The organism is Spongiibacter sp., assembly GCF_984394615.1.
Genome location: NZ_CFHTQA010000002.1, coordinates 73,128 through 90,489 on the forward strand (window position 1 = coordinate 73,128; position 17,362 = coordinate 90,489).

The window sequence follows — 17,362 nt, forward strand, 5'->3', positions numbered from 1 at the left end:
CCGGTAAAAGAATTGCGCCTGAGGCGCCCTTTAGGTACCGTTCGCTCAGTTTTCATGCCGCTTGACGCGGCGTTTCTGTATCAGGAGTGATCGTGGCGCAATTCGTTTACACCATGAACCGCGTGAGTAAGGTCGTGCCGCCCAAGCGCGAAATTCTCAGCGATATTTCCCTTTCGTTTTTCCCCGGTGCCAAGATCGGCGTACTCGGCCTGAATGGCGCGGGTAAATCCACGCTGCTGCGTATCATGGCGGGGGTCGATACCGAATTTAACGGCGAGGCGCGCCCGCAGCCGGGCATCAAAATCGGTTACCTGTCACAGGAGCCCGAGCTGGATCCCGCCAAGGATGTGCGCGGTAATGTTGAAGACGGTGTTGCCGAAGCCAAAGGCGCGCTGACAGAGTTGGATCAGGTCTATGCGGCCTATGCCGAGCCGGATGCCGATTTTGACGCGCTGGCCAAGCGCCAGGCTGAGCTGGAAGATATTATTCAGGCCACCGACGCCCACAACCTCGACCACAAGCTGGAAGTGGCCGCCGATGCCCTGCGTTTGCCGCCCTGGGATGCCGACGTCACCAAGCTCTCGGGCGGTGAGCGTCGCCGTGTGGCGCTGTGTCGCCTGCTGATGTCCAACCCCGACATGCTGCTGCTCGACGAGCCCACCAACCACCTGGATGCGGAATCGGTGGCCTGGCTGGAGCGCTTCCTCTGCGATTTCCCCGGCACAGTGGTGGCGATTACCCACGACCGCTACTTCCTCGATAACGCCGCCAACTGGATTCTGGAACTGGACCGCGGCCGCGGCATTCCCTACGAGGGTAACTACTCCGACTGGCTGGAAGCCAAGGAGCAGCGACTGGCTCAGGAAGCCAAAGCCGAGGCCTCGCGCAAGCGCGCCATTGCCACCGAGCTGGAGTGGGTGCGCAGCAATGCCAAGGGACGCCAGAGTAAGAGCAAGGCGCGTCTGGCCCGCTTTGAAGAAATGCAGTCTCAGGAGTTCCAGAGCCGCAGCGAGACCAACGAGATTTACATTCCGCCTGGCCCCCGTCTGGGCGACAAGGTGATCGAGCTGAACAATGTCAGCAAAGGTTACGGCGACCGCATGCTGATCAACGACCTGAGCTTCAGTATCCCCAAGGGGGCGATTGTCGGCATTGTGGGGGGGAATGGCGCGGGTAAATCGACCTTGTTCCGCATGATCAGCGGCAAGGAACAGCCCGACAGCGGCAGCGTCGAGCTGGGTGAAACCGTCAAGCTGGTGTCTGTAGAGCAGATGCGCGATGCCCTGGACGATAATAAAACCGTCTGGGAAGCAGTGTCTGATGGGCTGGATATGCTGCGTATCGGCAGCTATGAAATCCCGTCGCGGGCCTACATCGGTCGCTTCAATTTTAAAGGCAGCGATCAGCAGAAACGCGTTGGCGAACTGTCGGGCGGTGAACGTGGTCGTCTGCAACTGGCCTGCACCTTGAAGGAAGGCGGCAATGTGCTGCTGCTCGACGAACCCTCCAACGACCTCGACGTGGAAACCTTGCGGGCACTGGAAGACGCCCTGCTGGACTTCCCCGGCTGCGCGCTGGTGATCTCGCACGACCGCTGGTTCCTCGACCGGATCGCGACCCACATTCTCGCCTATGAGGGCGACAGCGAGGTGGTGTTCTTCGAGGGTAACTACACCGAGTATCACGAAGACTTCGTGGCCCGCAAAGGCAACAATGCGGCGCCCAAGCGTATGAAGTACAAGAAGCTCAAATAAGCGGGCGGCGGCGAATTGCCGCCAAACGCGTTCCGCAGATGGCCGTCGGTGTGCAAATCCGCAGATTTGTTGCCCCGCACGGCCATTTTTACATTCCAGAGGTTTGCTGTATGGCCCGGGGTAAGGGAAAATAGCGCCCTCTTTGCCGCCACCACAGTATCAGGAGCTCCCGATGCCCTCTCGCCGCGACCTTGCCAACGCTATCCGTGCCCTGAGCATGGACGCCGTCCAGAAAGCCAACTCCGGTCACCCCGGTGCGCCAATGGGAATGGCGGACATTGCAGAAGTGCTGTGGCGGGACTATCTCCAGCACAATCCGGCCAACCCGAACTGGGCCAACCGCGACCGCTTTGTGCTGTCGAATGGTCACGGCTCCATGCTGATTTACTCGCTGCTGCACCTCAGCGGTTATGAGCTGACGATCGACGATCTGCAAAACTTCCGTCAGCTGCACAGCAAAACTCCCGGCCACCCCGAATACGGCTATGCACCCGGTGTAGAAACCACCACTGGCCCATTGGGGCAGGGCATTGCCAACGCCGTGGGCATGGCAACGGCCGAAAAAATCCTGGCGGCCCAGTTTAACCGCGACGGCCACGACGTGGTCGATCACTACACCTACACCTTCCTCGGCGACGGTTGCATGATGGAAGGCATCTCCCACGAAGTCTGCTCGCTGGCGGGAACCTTGGGTCTGGGCAAGCTGATTGCTTTCTACGATGACAACGGCATTTCCATCGATGGCGAAGTGGAAGGCTGGTTCAGCGACGACACCCCGAAACGTTTCGAGGCCTACGGCTGGCAGGTGATTCCGGCGGTTGATGGCCACGACAGCGATGCCATTACTGCGGCCATCGAGGCGGCGCGCGCCGAGACGGGCAAGCCGACGCTGATCTGCTGCAAGACCGTGATCGGCATGGGGTCGCCCAATAAAGCCGGTAAAGAAGAGTGTCACGGCGCGCCACTGGGCGACGAGGAAATCGCCCTGACGCGCGAAGCGCTGGGCTGGAACTACGGCAGCTTTGAAATCCCCGACGATATCTACGCGGAGTGGAGCGCCCGCGACAGTGGCGCGGCCGCCGAACAGGCCTGGAACGAAAAGTTTGAGGCCTACGCCGGGGCGCACCCGGAGCTGGCTGCCGAATTCAAACGTCGCGTTGGTGGCGAACTGCCTGCCGATTTTTCCCGTCAGGCCGAAGCGTTTATCTATCAGTGTCAGGACGAAGGCAAGGAAGTCGCAACCCGCAAGGCCTCGCAACTCTGCCTGGATGCCTTTGGTGAGATGCTGCCGGAGCTGCTGGGCGGCTCTGCTGACTTGGCCGGTTCCAACCTGACTTGGTGGAAAGGCTCCAAGGCGATAACGGCCGACGATGCCAGCGGCAACTACCTGCACTACGGGGTGCGCGAGTTTGGTATGTCGGCGATGATGAACGGCATCGCCCTGCACGGCGGCTTTATCAACTACGGTGCCACCTTCTTGGTGTTTATGGAATACGCCCGCAACGCGGTGCGCATGGCGGCGCTGATGAAGCAGCGCAGCATTTTTGTGTACACCCACGATTCTATCGGTCTGGGCGAAGACGGCCCGACTCACCAGCCTATCGAGCAAATTGCTTCACTGCGCGGCACCCCGAATATGTCACTGTGGCGCCCCTGCGATATGGTGGAATCTGCCGTTGCCTGGCGTGCGGCGATTGAGCGTGCCGATGGCCCGACTTCATTGATCTTTACCCGTCAGGGCTTGCCCCACCAGAATCGCAGCAGCGCACAGGTGGCGGCGATTGCCCGCGGTGGCTATGTGCTGAGTGACTGCGATGGCGAGCCGGAGGCCATTATTATCGCCACGGGCTCTGAAGTGAAACTGGCGATGGCGGCGCAGGAACAACTGGCTCAGTCCGGTCGTAAGGTTCGTGTGGTCTCCATGCCCAGCACGGATGTATTTGAACAGCAGGATGCCTACTACCGCGAATCGGTGCTGCCCAGCAATGTGCTGGCACGCGTCGCTGTGGAAGCGGCTCATAAAGACTACTGGTACAAGTATGTTGGCCTCGATGGTCGCATTGTGGGTATGGACAGCTTTGGTGAGTCGGCACCCGCCGGTGAGCTGTTCAAGTTCTTCGGCATTACCGCCGAGGCGGTGGTCGCCGCGGTTGAAGACTGCATCGACTGATGATCCGACTGGCGATCAATGGTTATGGCCGTATTGGCCGCTGTGTACTGCGGGCGCTCTATGAGTCGCCCCTGCGAGAGCAGTTGCGCATTGTTGCCATTAACGAGCCTGCTGACCTGGACACCATCGCCCACCTGACCCGTTATGACAGCACCCACGGGCGCTTTGTTGGTACGGTGGAAAAAGGCGTCGATAGCCTGCATATCAATGGCGATGAAATTGTGGTTACCCACCACAGTTCGCTGCGCGAACTGGACTGGAGTCGCCACAATATTGATGTGGTGCTTGAGTGCAGCGGGCAGTTCCTGAGTCATCGCGAGCTGGAGATGCATCTGGAAAACGGCGCCCGTCATGTGCTGCTGTCCAATCCCGGCGAGGCCAGTATTCCCACCTATGTTTACGGTCTGAATCACGAGTCATTGGACAGCGAGCAGCGCATCGTTTCCAACGCCTCCTGTACGACCAACGGCATCGCGCCGGTCATTGATGTTTTGCACCGCGCTTTTGGTGTGCGTTCGGGGTGTATTACCACGATTCATTCGGCGATGAATGACCAGCCCGTACTCGATGCCTATCACAACACGGATCTGCGCAAGACGCGGGCGGCGGGTATGTCGATGATCCCCATCGATACCGGTCTGGCGGCGGGCATCGGCCGTATTCTGCCCGAGCTGGATGGCCGCTTTGCCGCGCGGGCGGTGCGCATTCCCACCCATAATGTGTCGGCGATGGAGATGAGCGTGACGCTGCAGTCGCGGGTGAGTGCAGCCGATATCAATGCGGCGTTGCAAATGGCGGCGCGGGGGCGGCTGCGCAAGGTGCTGGGCATTACCGAGGAGCCGCTGGCGTCCTGTGATTTTAACCACGATCCGCGCTCGGGGATTGTCGATGCCGGACAGACGCGTGTTGCCGATGAACTGGCCAGCGTACTGACGTGGTTCGATAACGAGTGGGGCTATTCCAACCGCATGCTCGACATGGTGGTCCACTGGTTGCATTGATTTTGGCGGCGGTGGTCGGCCTTGAGAACGGCGTCCACTGACATAACACGATGGCGTGCGGCTCTCGCACGGACAGGATAAACAAGCGAAAACACGGGAAGCACTATGAACGTACTGAAAATGCGCGATCTGGACCTGGCTGGCAAGCGCCTGCTGATCCGCGAAGATCTCAACGTGCCAATCAAGGATGGCAAAGTCAGCTCCGATGCCCGCCTGCGTGCGGCACTGCCCACGCTGAAACTGGCCCTGGAACAGGGCGCCAAAGTGATCGTGATGTCTCACCTTGGACGCCCCACGGAAGGCGAGTTCGAGCAGCAGTTTTCGATGCAGCCAGTGGCGGATTACCTCAGCGAAGCGCTGGGTCAGTCAGTGCCGGTTGTGGCTGAATGGCGCGAGGGTGTCGAGCTGGAAAGCGGACAGTTGGTGCTGCTGGAAAACGTGCGTTTTAATCCCGGTGAGAAAAAAGACGACGAGGCGCTGGCAAAAGCCTATGCCGCGCTCTGTGATATTTTTGTGATGGATGCCTTCGGTACGGCTCATCGGGCCCAGGCATCGACCCATGGTGTGGCCAAGTTTGCACCCACTGCCTGTGCGGGCCCATTGTTGGCGGCCGAGCTGGAAAATCTCGAAAAAGCCCTGGCCAACCCGGCGCGACCAATGGTGGCGATTGTCGGTGGTTCCAAGGTGTCGACCAAACTCACCGTGCTCGAAACGCTGTCCGACAAAGTCGATCAGCTCATTGTCGGTGGTGGTATTGCCAACACCTTCCTTGCGGCGGCCGGCTATAACGTTGGCAAGTCTCTGTGTGAGGAGGACTTGATTCCTCAGGCCAAGGCGCTGATGGAAAAATGCGATATCCCATTGCCCACAGATGTGATGACCGGCAAGAAATTCGATGAAAATGAGCCGGCGACACTGCGTCCGGTGGAAAACATCGGCGACGACGATATGATCTTCGACATCGGCCCGGTGTCAGCCGCGGTATTGGCAGAGATTCTGCGCGATGCTGGCACCATTATCTGGAACGGTCCGGTCGGCGTGTTTGAATTCGACCAGTTTGCCGACGGTACGGAAGATATTGCCCGTGCGATTGCCGAGTCCGATGCCTTCTCTATTGCAGGCGGCGGCGATACCCTGGCGGCCGTTGATAAATTCGGTATTACCGATAAGGTGTCTTATATCTCTACCGGCGGCGGCGCCTTCCTCGAGTATGTGGAAGGTAAGGAGTTGCCAGCGGTGGCTGTTCTGGAAGCCCGCGCCAACGGCTAATGCGCGGGGCCTGCGCTGGATGTCGCAGGGCGGATTACACAGTTTTTAAAGACTAAAAAGGAAGTTCACTATGGCTCTTATCAGCATGCGTCAAATGCTGGATCACGCCGCAGAATTTGGTTACGGCGTCCCGGCGTTTAACGTTAACAATCTTGAGCAGACCCGCGCCATTATGGAAGCGGCTCGTGAAACCAACAGCCCGGTTATCATGCAGGCCTCTGCAGGCGCCCGCAAATATGCTGGCGCGCCGTTCCTGCGTCACATGATTCTGGCGGCCATCGAAGAATTCCCGGAAATCCCGGTGGTGATGCACCAGGATCACGGTACCAGCCCGGCAGTGTGTCAGCGTTCTATTCAACTGGGTTTCAGCTCGGTCATGATGGACGGCTCACTGCGCGAAGACGGCAAAACGCCATCGGATTACGACTACAACGTCGACGTAACGCGCACGGTTGTCGACATGGCCCACGCTTGCGGCGTGTCGGTGGAAGGTGAGCTAGGTTGCCTGGGCTCGCTGGAAACCGGGCAAGCAGGTGAGGAAGACGGTGTGGGTGCCGAGGGTACGCTGTCTCACGACCAGATGCTGACTGACCCGGAAGAAGCTGCGGACTTTGTGGCGAAGACCGGTGTTGATGCCCTGGCCATTGCCTGTGGTACCAGCCACGGCGCTTACAAATTTACCCGCCCGCCGACGGGCGATATTCTCGCGATTGACCGCATCAAGGCAATTCACGCCCGCATTCCCGACACCCATCTGGTAATGCACGGCAGCTCCAGTGTGCCTCAGGACTGGCTGGCGATCATCAACGAGTTTGGTGGTGAAATCCCGGAAACCTACGGTGTGCCGGTTGAGCAGATTGTGGAAGGTATCAAATACGGCGTGCGCAAGGTGAATATCGACACCGACCTGCGTCTGGCGTCTACCGGTGCAATTCGTCGTTTCCTTGCACAGAACCCCAGCGAGTTCGACCCGCGCAAATATCTGAAAGAAACCATCAAGGAAATGAAGGCAATTTGTGTGGCGCGCTACGAGGCCTTTGGCACCGCAGGCAATGCCTCCAAGATCAAGCCAGTGAGCCTGGATGCGATGTTCGCGGATTACGAGGCCGGCAAGCTGGACCCCAAAGTCCGCTGAGCATAGCCTTGGTGACACGACAAAGCCCGGCCCTGTGCCGGGTTTTTTATTGCCCGATGATCGCTGCTTGCAGAGGGTTTGGCTTTTTCCACGTCGAGGCGGCAAACTTGTCGATCGCTGATTCACCGAAATGTCGCCGCAAAGGAGAGAGCCATGTTCTGGCCGGATAATGTCGATCAACAGCACTTGCCGGAGCTGTCGCCGCTGGGACTGGACGCGACGCTGGACAGTCAGCCGTGGCTCCGTGAGTACTGCGCCTACTACGATATTGATTTCGAGCAACACTACCCCGGTCTCGAGCATTTTATCGGTTATTTCACCGCCGAAGGCGAGCGCATTGCCACGCAGGTGTTTCGCTTGCCCAATGCGACGCGCACTGCCTGGGTCTATCACGGCTACTACGATCACGTGGGCCTGTTCAATAACGTCATCAATTACTGCTTAAAGCATGGTCTATCGGTTGTGGCGTTTGATCTGCCGGGCCACGGCCTGTCCTCGGGAGAGCGCGCAGCCATCGACAGCTTTTTCCGCTACCGCAGTGTATTGCGCAATGCCTTCGAGGCGGTTGGCGAGTTCAGCCTGCCAGCGCGTAAAGTGGCGATCGCTCAAAGTACCGGCTGCGCCATTGTCGGCTCCCATTTGCTGGGTGGTGGGAGTGAGGACTTCGAGAACGTCGTGCTGCTGGCGCCGCTGGTTCGGCCCTGTGATTTCTCTTGGGGGCGACCGCTGCATGCGGTGCTGAAATACTTTTTGCACAGCATTCCACGGCGCTTTGCTGACAACTCTGATGATCAGGCTTTTCTCGAGTTTCTGCGTGAGCGAGACCCGCTGCAGCCGCGTATTTTGCCGTTGAGCTGGGTGGGCGCGCTGAAAGACTGGCTGCGCTGGTTTGTCGATCAGCCGGCCTGTGATACCCCGGTATTGATTCTTCAGGGGGATGCCGATGCAACGGTCGACTGGCGCTATAACCTGCCAGTGCTGCGTGGCAAGTACCGCCAGCTTCACGAGGTGATGATTGCCGGGGCGCGCCATCATCTGGTCAAAGAGGGGGAGCAGTATCGGGCACAGCTCTGGCAGGCGATGGATGATTTTCTGCAACTGGGTGAGGCCGCACCCAGCCTGAAAACGCCCGCATAAAAAAAGGAGCCACTGTTGGGCTCCTAAAGAGGGTATCGAGATAGGTCGATAATTGAGACTGGGGTGGTAAGCAAAAGTTCCCGGTGTTACATCATGCTTTGGGCGATACCTTCCACGTCGAGGATCAGCTGCACGGTGCGCGAAGCCGGTCCCAGGTCGTAGTCGATACCAAAGTCCTTCAGTGCAAACTCAGTGGTGCCGTGGAAGCCTTGACGGTAGCCGCCCCAGGGATCTTTGCCGCCGCCAATTTCGGTGACATCAATGCTGATTTCTTTCGTCACGCCATGCAGGGTCAGCTTGCCTTTTAGCTCCGCTTTGCCGTCACCTTTGGGAGTAAAGCTGGTGCTGACAAACGTGGCTTTGGGGTACTTGTCTACGTTCAGGAAGTCCTTGCCACGCAGGTGCTTGTCACGTTCAGCGTGATTGCTGTTCAGGCTGGCGGTGTTAATTTCCACATTGACGCTGGACGCTTCCGGCTTGTCAGCATCGTAATTGAAACGACCGCTAAATTCGTCGAAGCGACCGTATAGCCAGCTATAGCCAAGGTGTTTGATTTTGAACTGGATGAAGGCGTGAGCGCCGGCAGTGTCGATTTTGTACTCGGTGGCGTGGAGCTGACCACTCAAGCCCAGTAACAGGCTCAGGGTAAGGGCAAATGCTCTGATCATGATCGTTTCCTTTGTCGTGATGAATGGTGCATTGATAGTACGTGGCTTGTTGGTAGTGTGGCTGCGCCGCTAGTCGCGGCGCGGCTGGCGCGATAAACTGAGCATTTTCAGCAGGGTGTTATCGCGGTTGTAAAAATGGTGTTTGAGTGCAGCGGCAGCGTGCACGCCAGCGAGAATAATCAGTATCCAAGCAAGGAATTCGTGGATTTCGCCGGCAATATCTTCCTGATTTTCCAGCCCGTGCAAGGTCGCCGGGACACTGAACCATCCGAAGACGTCGATGGCTCGGCCATCTGCGGTCGAAATCAGATAGCCGGCCAGCATCAAGACCAGCAGCAGTGCGTAAAGGGCGTAGTGTGTCAGGTGAGCAGTGATGCGCTCCCAGGCTTTCATGCCGGGCGCATCCTGTGGACGAGGGTTGATCGCGCGCCAGAACAGGCGGAAGAGCAGCAAGCCAAGCAGGAGTATGCCGATGCTCTTATGGATAAATGGCCCCTGACGATACCAGGGGTCGTAATAGCTGAGGTCGCGCATCCACACGCCCAAGGCAAACATGCCGAATACCGCCAGTGCCATTGACCAGTGGAGGGCAACACTAAGCCAGCCGTAGCGGTCGTGGGTGTTTTTCATCGGCATGCCGGTAACTCCTATACCCGAGGCATTATTGCCCCGCTGCGCAAGATCGATGAGCTGAGTATAGGAGAAGCTGATCGATAGAAAAGCGCATTTATTCGCCTCTATTAATCAGCTTTTTAGATGGTTTATCGCCCCGCCAGCAAATTGGCCAGCCGATCGACTTCGGCGATGTCGCTACTGGCGGGCACAAGCTGCAGTTCGTCGCAGCCCAGTTCTTCAATGGCTGCAATACCGTCGAGAATAGCTTGGGGGTCATGCATGCGCATGGTGCGTGCGACTTTCTCTGCTTCATCATCACCGAACACTTTCAGGTAATCAAACACATAGTCGCGCAGTGCCTGCTGACTGTTGTCGGCGAGGGAGTACCAGAAGCCGCCCATGCGGTAGGGTTTTTCCTTGCGGCCGCTTTCCGCCCAGGCGCGATCGGCGCTGCTGAAAAAGTGATTGATGAGTCCAGCATCGCCGTCCATCGCAAAACCGTAGAGGCCGTCTGCCCACTTGGATACACGCTGAATACTTTTCGGCCCCATGGCGCCGACAAGAATGGGCGGGCCACCGGCTTGCACCGGGTCGGGGCCGATTTCGTCAAAGTCGTCGATTTGTTCGCCGCGCCAGATGCGTTTCATCAAGGCGATCTGTTCGTCCATACGCTGGAAGCGGCCTTTCATTTCTGCCCCCAGCGCCTGATAGTCTTTCTCGCGCCCGCCAACGCCTACGGTCACGGTTACGCGGCCATTGGAGAGAATGTCCAGGGTGGCAATTTCCTTGGCCGCCTGCACCGCACTGTGCATGGGCAGCACATAGAGAGAGGGAATAATCCGAACCCGCTCGGTGCTGGCGGCGGCAAAGGCGAGGATATTACGCATTTCCATGCTGTAGCCGGTAACGCGCTCACCACAGGACAGGCTGGAGAACGGTCCTTGATCGATAATACGACACCAGTCCTGAAAGGTCTGACGATTCAGACCGCGTTTCATATACGGCAGGCAAACACCAATTTTCATAACAGCACTCACATTATTTTTAATTAGAGATTGTAGAGATTTCCCCGCGTTCTACACTCACCCAGAAAGGCGATATTTTCGTATACCAATAAAACTAGGCCAGTTGCGCACACCGTGCGATGATCGCGGCGGTCGCATAAAAAAGGGAATGCCATGAGTCAGTTCATTATTTACGCCTATCTGTTCGATGGTGAGGGTGGTGCTAGCGTGTTGGATGAAAAAGCCCTGTCGGCATGGACTCCGGAGCAGGGCGTGCTGTGGGTCCACCTTGACTACAGTCATCCCGAGACTCGCCCCTGGTTGCAGAAATTCAGTCAGCGCAGTGACAGTGCGCTGGATGATATCTCGGTGTCGGCGCTGTTGGCGGAAGATACCCGGCCTCGTGCGGCGGCGCACAATGGCGGGCTGCTGATGGCCCTGAGGGGCGTCAATATGAACCCCAATGCGGATCCCGAGGATATGGTGTCCATCCGCTTGTTTGCCGACCAATATCACATTATCAGTTCTCGCAAGCGCAAGCTGTTGTCAGTGGACGACATTATCAGCCGCTTTGGCAAGTGCGAGGGCCCCTGTAACAGCGCTGAGTTCGTCGCCTTGCTCTGTGATCGTCTGGTGTCGAGAATGTCGGGCCCTATTGATGAAGCCGAAGATCAGGTGGATTTACTGGAAGAATCCCTGTTGAGTACGGCGCGGGTAAAGCTGCGAAGTCAGTTGAGTGACTTGCGGCGTCAGGCGATTGCGCTGCGCCGCTATCTGGCGCCGCAACGTGAGGCGCTTAACTGGATATTGAGTGAGCGGGTCGCCTGGTTTGAAGCCGAAGATCGGGCGCGGGTCAGGGAGGCCGGGGATCGGCTTGCGCAATATATTGAAACGCTCGACAGCGTGAGGGAGCGTGCGGCGGTGACGCAGGAGGAGCTGATTAACCAGATTTCGGAAGAATCCAATGCGCGTATGTATATTCTTTCGATAGTGTCTGCTGTATTCCTGCCGTTGGGTTTTGCCACGGGGTTGTTGGGAATCAACGTGGGGGGGATTCCCGGCGCGGATAATGATCAGGCATTTATGATCTTTATTGCGATGCTGGTGGGGCTGGCGGCATTGATGCTGGTTTACTTTAGATATAAACGCTGGTTGTAGTTTTCTGAAAAACGACGAAAAGTGCGTATAGAAAATTGTGAATTTGGCGAAAATTGTCGGCTAATTACTGGTAAATGCGGCCTTTTTCAATGTGCTGAGTTTATTTATCTGAATTAGTGAACGATAATACGGATTGATAAGTCTTAAATGACTGGCAATGGATGCTAAATGTTTTTAGCCATCGTGATGTTGTTAAATCAGGATGGTGCAGTAAATTTCATTCAATGTGTTATCCCGATAATTTAAGGACTGTTATGGACATTTCTAAGCTGCAAAAACAACTCGAAGAAGAGCACAAAGCGCTGGACCAGAAATTCAAATTTATTTCTGATCTGCAGGCCTTGATGAAAAAGCATGGCCAGACCACGGAAAGCCTGAAAGAAATTCTGGGCGAGTCAGTTGAAGCAGCTCCCAAGAAGCGCGGTCGCAAGCCGGGTTCAAAAGTCGCTGCTAAAGCGGCACCGAAGGCCGCAGCCAAAAAGCCGCGTAAAAAGCAGGCAGCGCGTCCGCTGCGTAAGTTCAAGAACCCCAAGACTGGCGAGATCACAGAAACTCGCGCACCGCAGGTTAATAAAACCATTAAGGCGTGGGCGGCTGAATCCAAGCTCGATTGGCGCAAGCTGGAAGTTTAAGCTTGTCGCAAGTGATAAAAAAACCGCCTCCAGGGGCGGTTTTTTAATGGGTGGCGTTTCAGGGGGCTTATCCGACAGTGGTTTCCACGGTCAGCAGGCCATCGAGTTCGCAGCGTAGCCGGTCGCCCGGGTTTAATGGCCCGACGCCAGCCGGAGTGCCGGTGAGCACGATATCGCCGGGCAGCAAGGTAAAACTCTGGCTGATATCTGCCAGCAGTGCCTCAATGGGGAACAGCATGTCACGGCATTGCCCGTCCTGTTGCAATGCGCCGTTGCGCTGTAATTGCAGGCGCAAGGCTTTCCAGTCGCCAACAGCTGCCGCTGGCACAAACGCGGATACCGGGCAGGCACCGTCGAAGGCTTTGGCGCGCTCCCAGGGCTGGCCTTTTTCTTTTAATTGGGATTGCAGCTCACGCAGTGTTAAGTCCAGAGCCAGACCATAACCGGCAATCGCTGCCAGCGTTTCCTCCGCGCGGGCTTCACTGAGCGGCTGGCCGATCAGTAAGGCCAGTTCCAGTTCGTGATGGCATTCACCGCGGTCGCGGGGAATCGCCAGCGGTTGATCAAGCGCTGCGAGAGCCGTACTGGGTTTGATAAATAACAGCGGTTGCTTCGGGATTGGGTTATTCAGCTCCCTTGCGTGCTCGGCATAGTTGCGCCCGACACAGACGATTTTACCGTTGGGTAATTCGCAGGGGCGGTCATCGCTAAAGCGGTGCTGGTAGAGCATCCTGCATATTCCTCAGTCGAATATTTTGCCGGGGTTCATCAAGCCCTTGGGGTCGAAGATCTGTTTCAGTTGTCGCATCAAAGCAATTTCTTCGGGGCTTCGGGAGTACTGCAAGTAATCCTTCTTAAGCAGGCCAACTCCGTGTTCTGCCGATACGCTGCCGCCATAGCGTTTGACAATATCGAATACCGCGAGGCTGACTTTGCCGCACTGTTCGAAGAATACGGCTTTATCAAGATCGTCCGGCTTTAGAATGTTCAGGTGCAGGTTGCCGTCGCCGATATGGCCAAACCAAATAATTTCAAAATCCGGGTATTCCGCATTAACGACGTCCTCCACGGCATTGAGGAAGTTCGGGACCTTGGAGATAACCGTTGAAATATCATTCTTGTAAGGCGTCCAGCGAGAAATGGTTTCGGAAATATCCTCGCGCAGGCGCCACAGGTTTTTCAGCTGTTCAAGGCTTTGGCTCATGACGCCGTCGAGCACCCAACCCTCTTCCACGCAGGCTTCAAACAGGGCCATGGCCTGTTCTTCGGTTTCGTCGTTAAGTTTTTCAAACTCCAGCAGGGCATAGTAAGGGCATGTTGATTCGAAGGGGCGAGGCAGCTTGCTGTGCTCGATAACTTTTTGCAGGGCCTGCTCTGAGAAAAATTCAAAGGCCGTCAGGTCCATTTCCGACTGAAAGCGGTTGAACAGACTCATGATACCGTCGAAGTTTTCCACGCCCAGTACAAACGCTGTGAGGTTTTTTGGCTGTCGGGTCAGCTGCATGGTCGCTTCGCAAATCAAGCCCAGCGTGCCCTCGGCACCAATAAACAACTGGCGGAGATCATAGCCGGCATTGTTTTTCAGCAGGCCGTTATTGAGGTGCAGAATCTCGCCACTGCCGGTGACTACGGTCAGTCCGGCGACCCAGTCGCGGGTCATTCCCCAGCGCAAGACTTTGATGCCTCCGGCATTGGTGGCGATATTGCCGCCAATCTGTGAGGAGCCTGCAGAGGCAAAGTCGACGGGGTAGTACAGTCCCTGTTCCTCAGCATAGTGTTGCAGTTGCTCGGTAATCACGCCTGCCTGGCAGCGCACGGTGCGGTCAATGGGATCGAAGTCACTGATCTGATTCATGTAGTCAAACGACACCACCAGCTCACCATTGGCCGCGACGGCGCCGCCACTGAGACCGGTGCGGCCACCGCTGGGTACCACTGCCAACTGTTCGGTGTTGGCGAGTTGGACAATGGCTTGAACTTGCTCGGTGCTGCGCGGAAACACCACGGCCATTGGGGCGGGTTCCCAGGCCTTGGTCCAGTCTCGGCCATGGCTGTGCAGGGTGTCGGCATCGAGGCGGACCTTGTCGTCGCCGACAATGGCTTTCAGCTCAGTAATAATGCGCTCTGCGTGGGGGTGAGCGGGGGCAGATGACATGGCGGATTGCCTCAGAAATTGACTACGGGAAAAGCGTTTTATGATACCATATTGCGCTTTCACGTTATCCCCCCTTCGAGAGCGCAATCCGATGGCAAAAACCTCCCTCGATAAGGCAAAAATCAAATTCCTTCTGCTTGAAGGTGTTCACCAGTCCGCCGTAGACGCACTGCAGGCCGCCGGTTACAGCAACATCGACTACTATCAGAAGGCCCTTCCCGACGACGAGCTTAAGCAAAAGATTGCCGATGCCCACTTTGTGGGAATTCGCTCGCGCACGCAGCTTACTGACGACGTTTTTGATGCGGCGAAAAAGCTGATTGCCGTGGGCTGTTTCTGCATCGGTACCAACCAGGTCAATTTGCAGGCGGCGACCGAGCGCGGCATTGCCGTATTCAACGCGCCGTTCTCCAATACCCGCTCTGTTGCCGAGCTGGTGATTGCCGAAGCGATCTTGTTGCTGCGCGGCATTGCCGAGAAGAATGCCGCGGCTCACCGCGGCGAGTGGATGAAGAGCGCGGTCGGTTCCTACGAAATTCGTGGCAAGCGTCTGGGGATTATCGGTTACGGCTCGATTGGTATGCAGCTGTCGGTCATTGCAGAAAGCCTTGGGATGGAAGTCTGTTTCACCGATGTGGTGAACAAGCTGCCACTGGGTAATGCCGTTCAGGTCAGTCTGGGTGAGTTGCTTGCGACCTCGGATATTGTCAGCCTGCATGTGCCGGAAACCGCGTCCACGCAGGACATGATTGGCGCGGGAGAACTGGCGCAGATGAAGCCCGGCTCAATTCTGATCAATGCCTCGCGTGGCACGGTGGTGGATATTGACGCGCTGGCCAACGCGCTGAGCGATGCTCACCTGTCGGGGGCGGCTATCGATGTGTTCCCGGAAGAGCCGCGTGGCAACAACGACGAATTTATTTCGCCGCTGCGCGAGTTCGACAATGTGTTCCTGACGCCCCATATCGGTGGGTCCACCATGGAAGCGCAGCAGAATATTGGTTCTGAAGTGGCGGACAAGCTGGTCAAATATTCCGACAACGGTACCACGACATCCTCGGTGAACTTCCCCGAAGTGGCGCTGCCGGCGCATCCGGGCAAGCACCGTATTCTGCACGTGCACCGCAACGTGCCGGGTATTCTCAGCGCCATCAACCAGATCTTCTCCGACAACCAGATCAATATTTCGGGGCAGTATCTGCAAACCAATGACAAGATCGGCTACGTGGTGATCGATATCGACAAGGCCTCCGGTGCGCTGGCACAGGAGAAACTGTCTGAGATCCCCGATACCATTCGCTGCCGTCTTTTGTTCTAAGCGGCCCTCTTCGCGCCGGTGCACACTGCCCCGGCGCTGATCTTTTTCGCCACCTCCTATTTGGCAAATGAGCAGTTTTGCCATAGGTCACTTCCCGGTCGGTTCATATACTTGTGCGACATTTGCACAGGTAGTGAGGAACCACCATGAAACTGGGCCTGCATCTGGGGTACTTCCAAAAACACCCCACCGACCGCTTTATCGAATTGGCGCAAACGGCTGAGAAGCTGGGGTTTGATTCGGTTTATACCGCCGAGGCCTACGGCTCAGACTGCTTTACTCCACTGGCCGCGATTGCGGCGACGACGTCTAAAATTCGTCTGTGTACCGGCGTCATGCAGATTTCGGCGCGCACGCCGGTCTGTGCCGCGATGTCTGCGTTGACGCTGGACCATATCTCCAATGGCCGTCTCAGCTTGGGCGTTGGGGTATCGGGGCCGCAGGTTGTTGAAGGTTGGTACGGTCAGCAGTTCAAGCGCCCGCTGGAGCGCACCAGGGAATGGCTGGATATCTTTCAGGCGGTGATTGCTCGCGAAGCGCCGGTGGAATATCAGGGGCGTCAGTATCAACTGCCTTATCAAGGGGCGGAGAGTCTGGGACTGGGCAAGCCCCTTAAGAGCATTACGCACCCGCTGCGCAAGAAAATTCCCGTATTCCTGGGCGCTGAAGGCCCGAAGAATATCGCCCTGGCTGCCGAACGGTTTGATGGCTGGATGCCGATATTTGTTTCGCCTTACCGCATGGGTATTTTCGATGAAAGTCTGGCCAATAAGCCCGATGATTTTGAAATCAATGCCATGGTCAACTGCATCGTTAACGATAATCTCGAAGAGGCCATGTTCCCCGGTAAAATGACGATGGCGCTGTACCTCGGCGGCATGGGTGCCCGCAAAGACAACTTCCACAAAAACCTGATGGGCCGTATGGGCTTTGGCGACGAGGCCGAGAAAGTGCAGGATTTGTGGTACGACGGCAAGCATGAAGAAGCCATCAAGGCGGTGCCGGATGCACTGGTGGATGAAATTTCACTGGTCGGGCCGAAAGACCGTATCAAGGAGCGCTTGCAGGATTGGAAGAAGTCGCCGGTTACCACACTGATGATCGGTCACCGTGACCATTTCGACACCTCCGTGGAAACGATGGAGTTTCTGGCAGAGGCCCTGCTCTGAGGCTAGTCTGAAAAACCTCCTCGAACGGCGCCTGTGGGCGCCGTTTTTGTTTGCGGCTATGGCAGCAAACGCTGTGTCTCATTTTGATGTTTTGTGTTTTAGAGGGAATGTAGCTAGTCTACATATGTGCTCGCCACTGAGTGCAAGCGATAACAACAATAACGCAGCGAATAGGTG

15 protein-coding genes are annotated in these 17,362 nt (G+C 56.8%); 10 read left to right on the forward strand and 5 right to left on the reverse strand.

Annotated elements, in window-relative coordinates:
* The first annotated feature begins 92 nt into the window (after positions 1 to 92).
* The 6 genes from ettA (at position 93) to AC5DB9_RS01480 (ending at position 8,466) form a co-directional block, all read left to right on the forward strand.
* On the forward strand, positions 93 to 1,754 hold the full coding sequence (gene ettA / locus AC5DB9_RS01455; protein WP_022959228.1) for an energy-dependent translational throttle protein EttA: 1,662 nt from the start codon (positions 93 to 95) through the stop codon (positions 1,752 to 1,754).
* Positions 1,755 to 1,926: 172 nt separating this feature from the next.
* Positions 1,927 to 3,924: a transketolase gene (tkt, locus tag AC5DB9_RS01460; RefSeq protein ID WP_272993775.1), complete on the forward strand. Its 1,998-nt coding sequence runs from the start codon at positions 1,927 to 1,929 to the stop codon at positions 3,922 to 3,924.
* Positions 3,924 to 4,925 carry a type I glyceraldehyde-3-phosphate dehydrogenase gene (locus AC5DB9_RS01465; protein WP_022959230.1) on the forward strand — a complete coding sequence of 334 codons (1,002 nt, stop codon included), beginning with the start codon at positions 3,924 to 3,926 and terminating at the stop codon, positions 4,923 to 4,925. Before tkt ends, AC5DB9_RS01465 begins: the two co-directional genes overlap by 1 nt.
* A 105-nt stretch (positions 4,926 to 5,030) precedes the next feature.
* Positions 5,031 to 6,194, forward strand: a complete 1,164-nt coding sequence (locus AC5DB9_RS01470; RefSeq protein WP_272993772.1) for a phosphoglycerate kinase — start codon at positions 5,031 to 5,033, stop codon at positions 6,192 to 6,194.
* 70 nt (positions 6,195 to 6,264) lie between these two features.
* Positions 6,265 to 7,329 (forward strand): class II fructose-bisphosphate aldolase, encoded by a 1,065-nt coding sequence (fba, locus tag AC5DB9_RS01475; protein WP_022959232.1) that lies wholly within the window; start codon positions 6,265 to 6,267, stop codon positions 7,327 to 7,329.
* Between the two features lie 153 nt (positions 7,330 to 7,482).
* Positions 7,483 to 8,466: an alpha/beta hydrolase gene (locus AC5DB9_RS01480; RefSeq protein ID WP_272993769.1), complete on the forward strand. Its 984-nt coding sequence runs from the start codon at positions 7,483 to 7,485 to the stop codon at positions 8,464 to 8,466.
* A gap of 86 nt (positions 8,467 to 8,552) precedes the next feature.
* On the opposite strand, the gene AC5DB9_RS01485 is transcribed toward AC5DB9_RS01480, so the two are convergent.
* The 3 genes from AC5DB9_RS01485 to AC5DB9_RS01495 all read right to left on the reverse strand — a co-directional run bounded on the left by AC5DB9_RS01485 (position 8,553) and on the right by AC5DB9_RS01495 (position 10,774).
* A complete protein-coding gene (locus tag AC5DB9_RS01485) occupies positions 8,553 to 9,134 on the reverse strand; it encodes a YceI family protein (RefSeq protein ID WP_022959234.1) in 582 nt (193 codons plus the stop codon).
* A gap of 69 nt (positions 9,135 to 9,203) precedes the next feature.
* Positions 9,204 to 9,770: a cytochrome b gene (locus AC5DB9_RS01490; protein WP_272993766.1), complete on the reverse strand. Its 567-nt coding sequence runs from the start codon at positions 9,768 to 9,770 to the stop codon at positions 9,204 to 9,206.
* Positions 9,771 to 9,895: 125 nt separating this feature from the next.
* Positions 9,896 to 10,774, reverse strand: coding sequence for an LLM class flavin-dependent oxidoreductase (locus AC5DB9_RS01495; RefSeq protein WP_272993763.1), 879 nt, complete (start codon positions 10,772 to 10,774; stop codon positions 9,896 to 9,898).
* A gap of 153 nt (positions 10,775 to 10,927) precedes the next feature.
* On the opposite strand from AC5DB9_RS01495, the gene AC5DB9_RS01500 reads away from it, so the two are divergent.
* Both AC5DB9_RS01500 and AC5DB9_RS01505 read left to right on the forward strand, forming a co-directional pair.
* Entirely contained in the window at positions 10,928 to 11,911 is a 984-nt protein-coding gene (locus tag AC5DB9_RS01500) for a zinc transporter ZntB (RefSeq protein WP_272993761.1), read from the forward strand.
* Positions 11,912 to 12,165: 254 nt separating this feature from the next.
* On the forward strand, positions 12,166 to 12,543 hold the full coding sequence (locus AC5DB9_RS01505) for a hypothetical protein (RefSeq protein WP_022959238.1): 378 nt from the start codon (positions 12,166 to 12,168) through the stop codon (positions 12,541 to 12,543).
* A gap of 67 nt (positions 12,544 to 12,610) precedes the next feature.
* On the opposite strand, the gene AC5DB9_RS01510 is transcribed toward AC5DB9_RS01505, so the two are convergent.
* Together AC5DB9_RS01510 and AC5DB9_RS01515 are read right to left on the reverse strand one after the other, a co-directional pair.
* Positions 12,611 to 13,273, reverse strand: a complete 663-nt coding sequence (locus tag AC5DB9_RS01510; protein WP_272993759.1) for a fumarylacetoacetate hydrolase family protein — start codon at positions 13,271 to 13,273, stop codon at positions 12,611 to 12,613.
* 12 nt (positions 13,274 to 13,285) lie between these two features.
* Positions 13,286 to 14,698 (reverse strand): FAD-binding oxidoreductase, encoded by a 1,413-nt coding sequence (locus tag AC5DB9_RS01515; RefSeq protein ID WP_272993758.1) that lies wholly within the window; start codon positions 14,696 to 14,698, stop codon positions 13,286 to 13,288.
* A 91-nt stretch (positions 14,699 to 14,789) separates the two neighbouring features.
* Between AC5DB9_RS01515 and serA the strand changes: the two genes are divergently transcribed.
* A complete protein-coding gene (serA, locus tag AC5DB9_RS01520; protein ID WP_022959241.1) occupies positions 14,790 to 16,016 on the forward strand; it encodes a phosphoglycerate dehydrogenase in 1,227 nt (408 codons plus the stop codon).
* 146 nt (positions 16,017 to 16,162) lie between these two features.
* Positions 16,163 to 17,185, forward strand: a complete 1,023-nt coding sequence (locus AC5DB9_RS01525; RefSeq protein WP_272993754.1) for an LLM class F420-dependent oxidoreductase — start codon at positions 16,163 to 16,165, stop codon at positions 17,183 to 17,185.
* The last annotated feature ends 177 nt before the right edge of the window (positions 17,186 to 17,362 follow it).

Bases quoted from the DNA above. Each gene is read 5' to 3' on its own strand.
- AC5DB9_RS01505 (WP_022959238.1), top strand. From the start codon at position 12,166: ATGGACATTTCTAAGCTGCAAAAACAACTCGAAGAAGAGCACAAAGCG.
- AC5DB9_RS01495 (WP_272993763.1), bottom strand. From the start codon at position 10,774: ATGAAAATTGGTGTTTGCCTGCCGTATATGAAACGCGGTCTGAATCGT.
- AC5DB9_RS01490 (WP_272993766.1), bottom strand. From the start codon at position 9,770: ATGCCGATGAAAAACACCCACGACCGCTACGGCTGGCTTAGTGTTGCC.
- AC5DB9_RS01500 (WP_272993761.1), top strand. From the start codon at position 10,928: ATGAGTCAGTTCATTATTTACGCCTATCTGTTCGATGGTGAGGGTGGT.
- AC5DB9_RS01510 (WP_272993759.1), bottom strand. From the start codon at position 13,273: ATGCTCTACCAGCACCGCTTTAGCGATGACCGCCCCTGCGAATTACCC.
- AC5DB9_RS01470 (WP_272993772.1), top strand. From the start codon at position 5,031: ATGAACGTACTGAAAATGCGCGATCTGGACCTGGCTGGCAAGCGCCTG.
- fba (WP_022959232.1), top strand. From the start codon at position 6,265: ATGGCTCTTATCAGCATGCGTCAAATGCTGGATCACGCCGCAGAATTT.
- AC5DB9_RS01480 (WP_272993769.1), top strand. From the start codon at position 7,483: ATGTTCTGGCCGGATAATGTCGATCAACAGCACTTGCCGGAGCTGTCG.
- AC5DB9_RS01525 (WP_272993754.1), top strand. From the start codon at position 16,163: ATGAAACTGGGCCTGCATCTGGGGTACTTCCAAAAACACCCCACCGAC.
- AC5DB9_RS01485 (WP_022959234.1), bottom strand. From the start codon at position 9,134: ATGATCAGAGCATTTGCCCTTACCCTGAGCCTGTTACTGGGCTTGAGT.
- tkt (WP_272993775.1), top strand. From the start codon at position 1,927: ATGCCCTCTCGCCGCGACCTTGCCAACGCTATCCGTGCCCTGAGCATG.
- AC5DB9_RS01465 (WP_022959230.1), top strand. From the start codon at position 3,924: ATGATCCGACTGGCGATCAATGGTTATGGCCGTATTGGCCGCTGTGTA.
- serA (WP_022959241.1), top strand. From the start codon at position 14,790: ATGGCAAAAACCTCCCTCGATAAGGCAAAAATCAAATTCCTTCTGCTT.
- AC5DB9_RS01515 (WP_272993758.1), bottom strand. From the start codon at position 14,698: ATGTCATCTGCCCCCGCTCACCCCCACGCAGAGCGCATTATTACTGAG.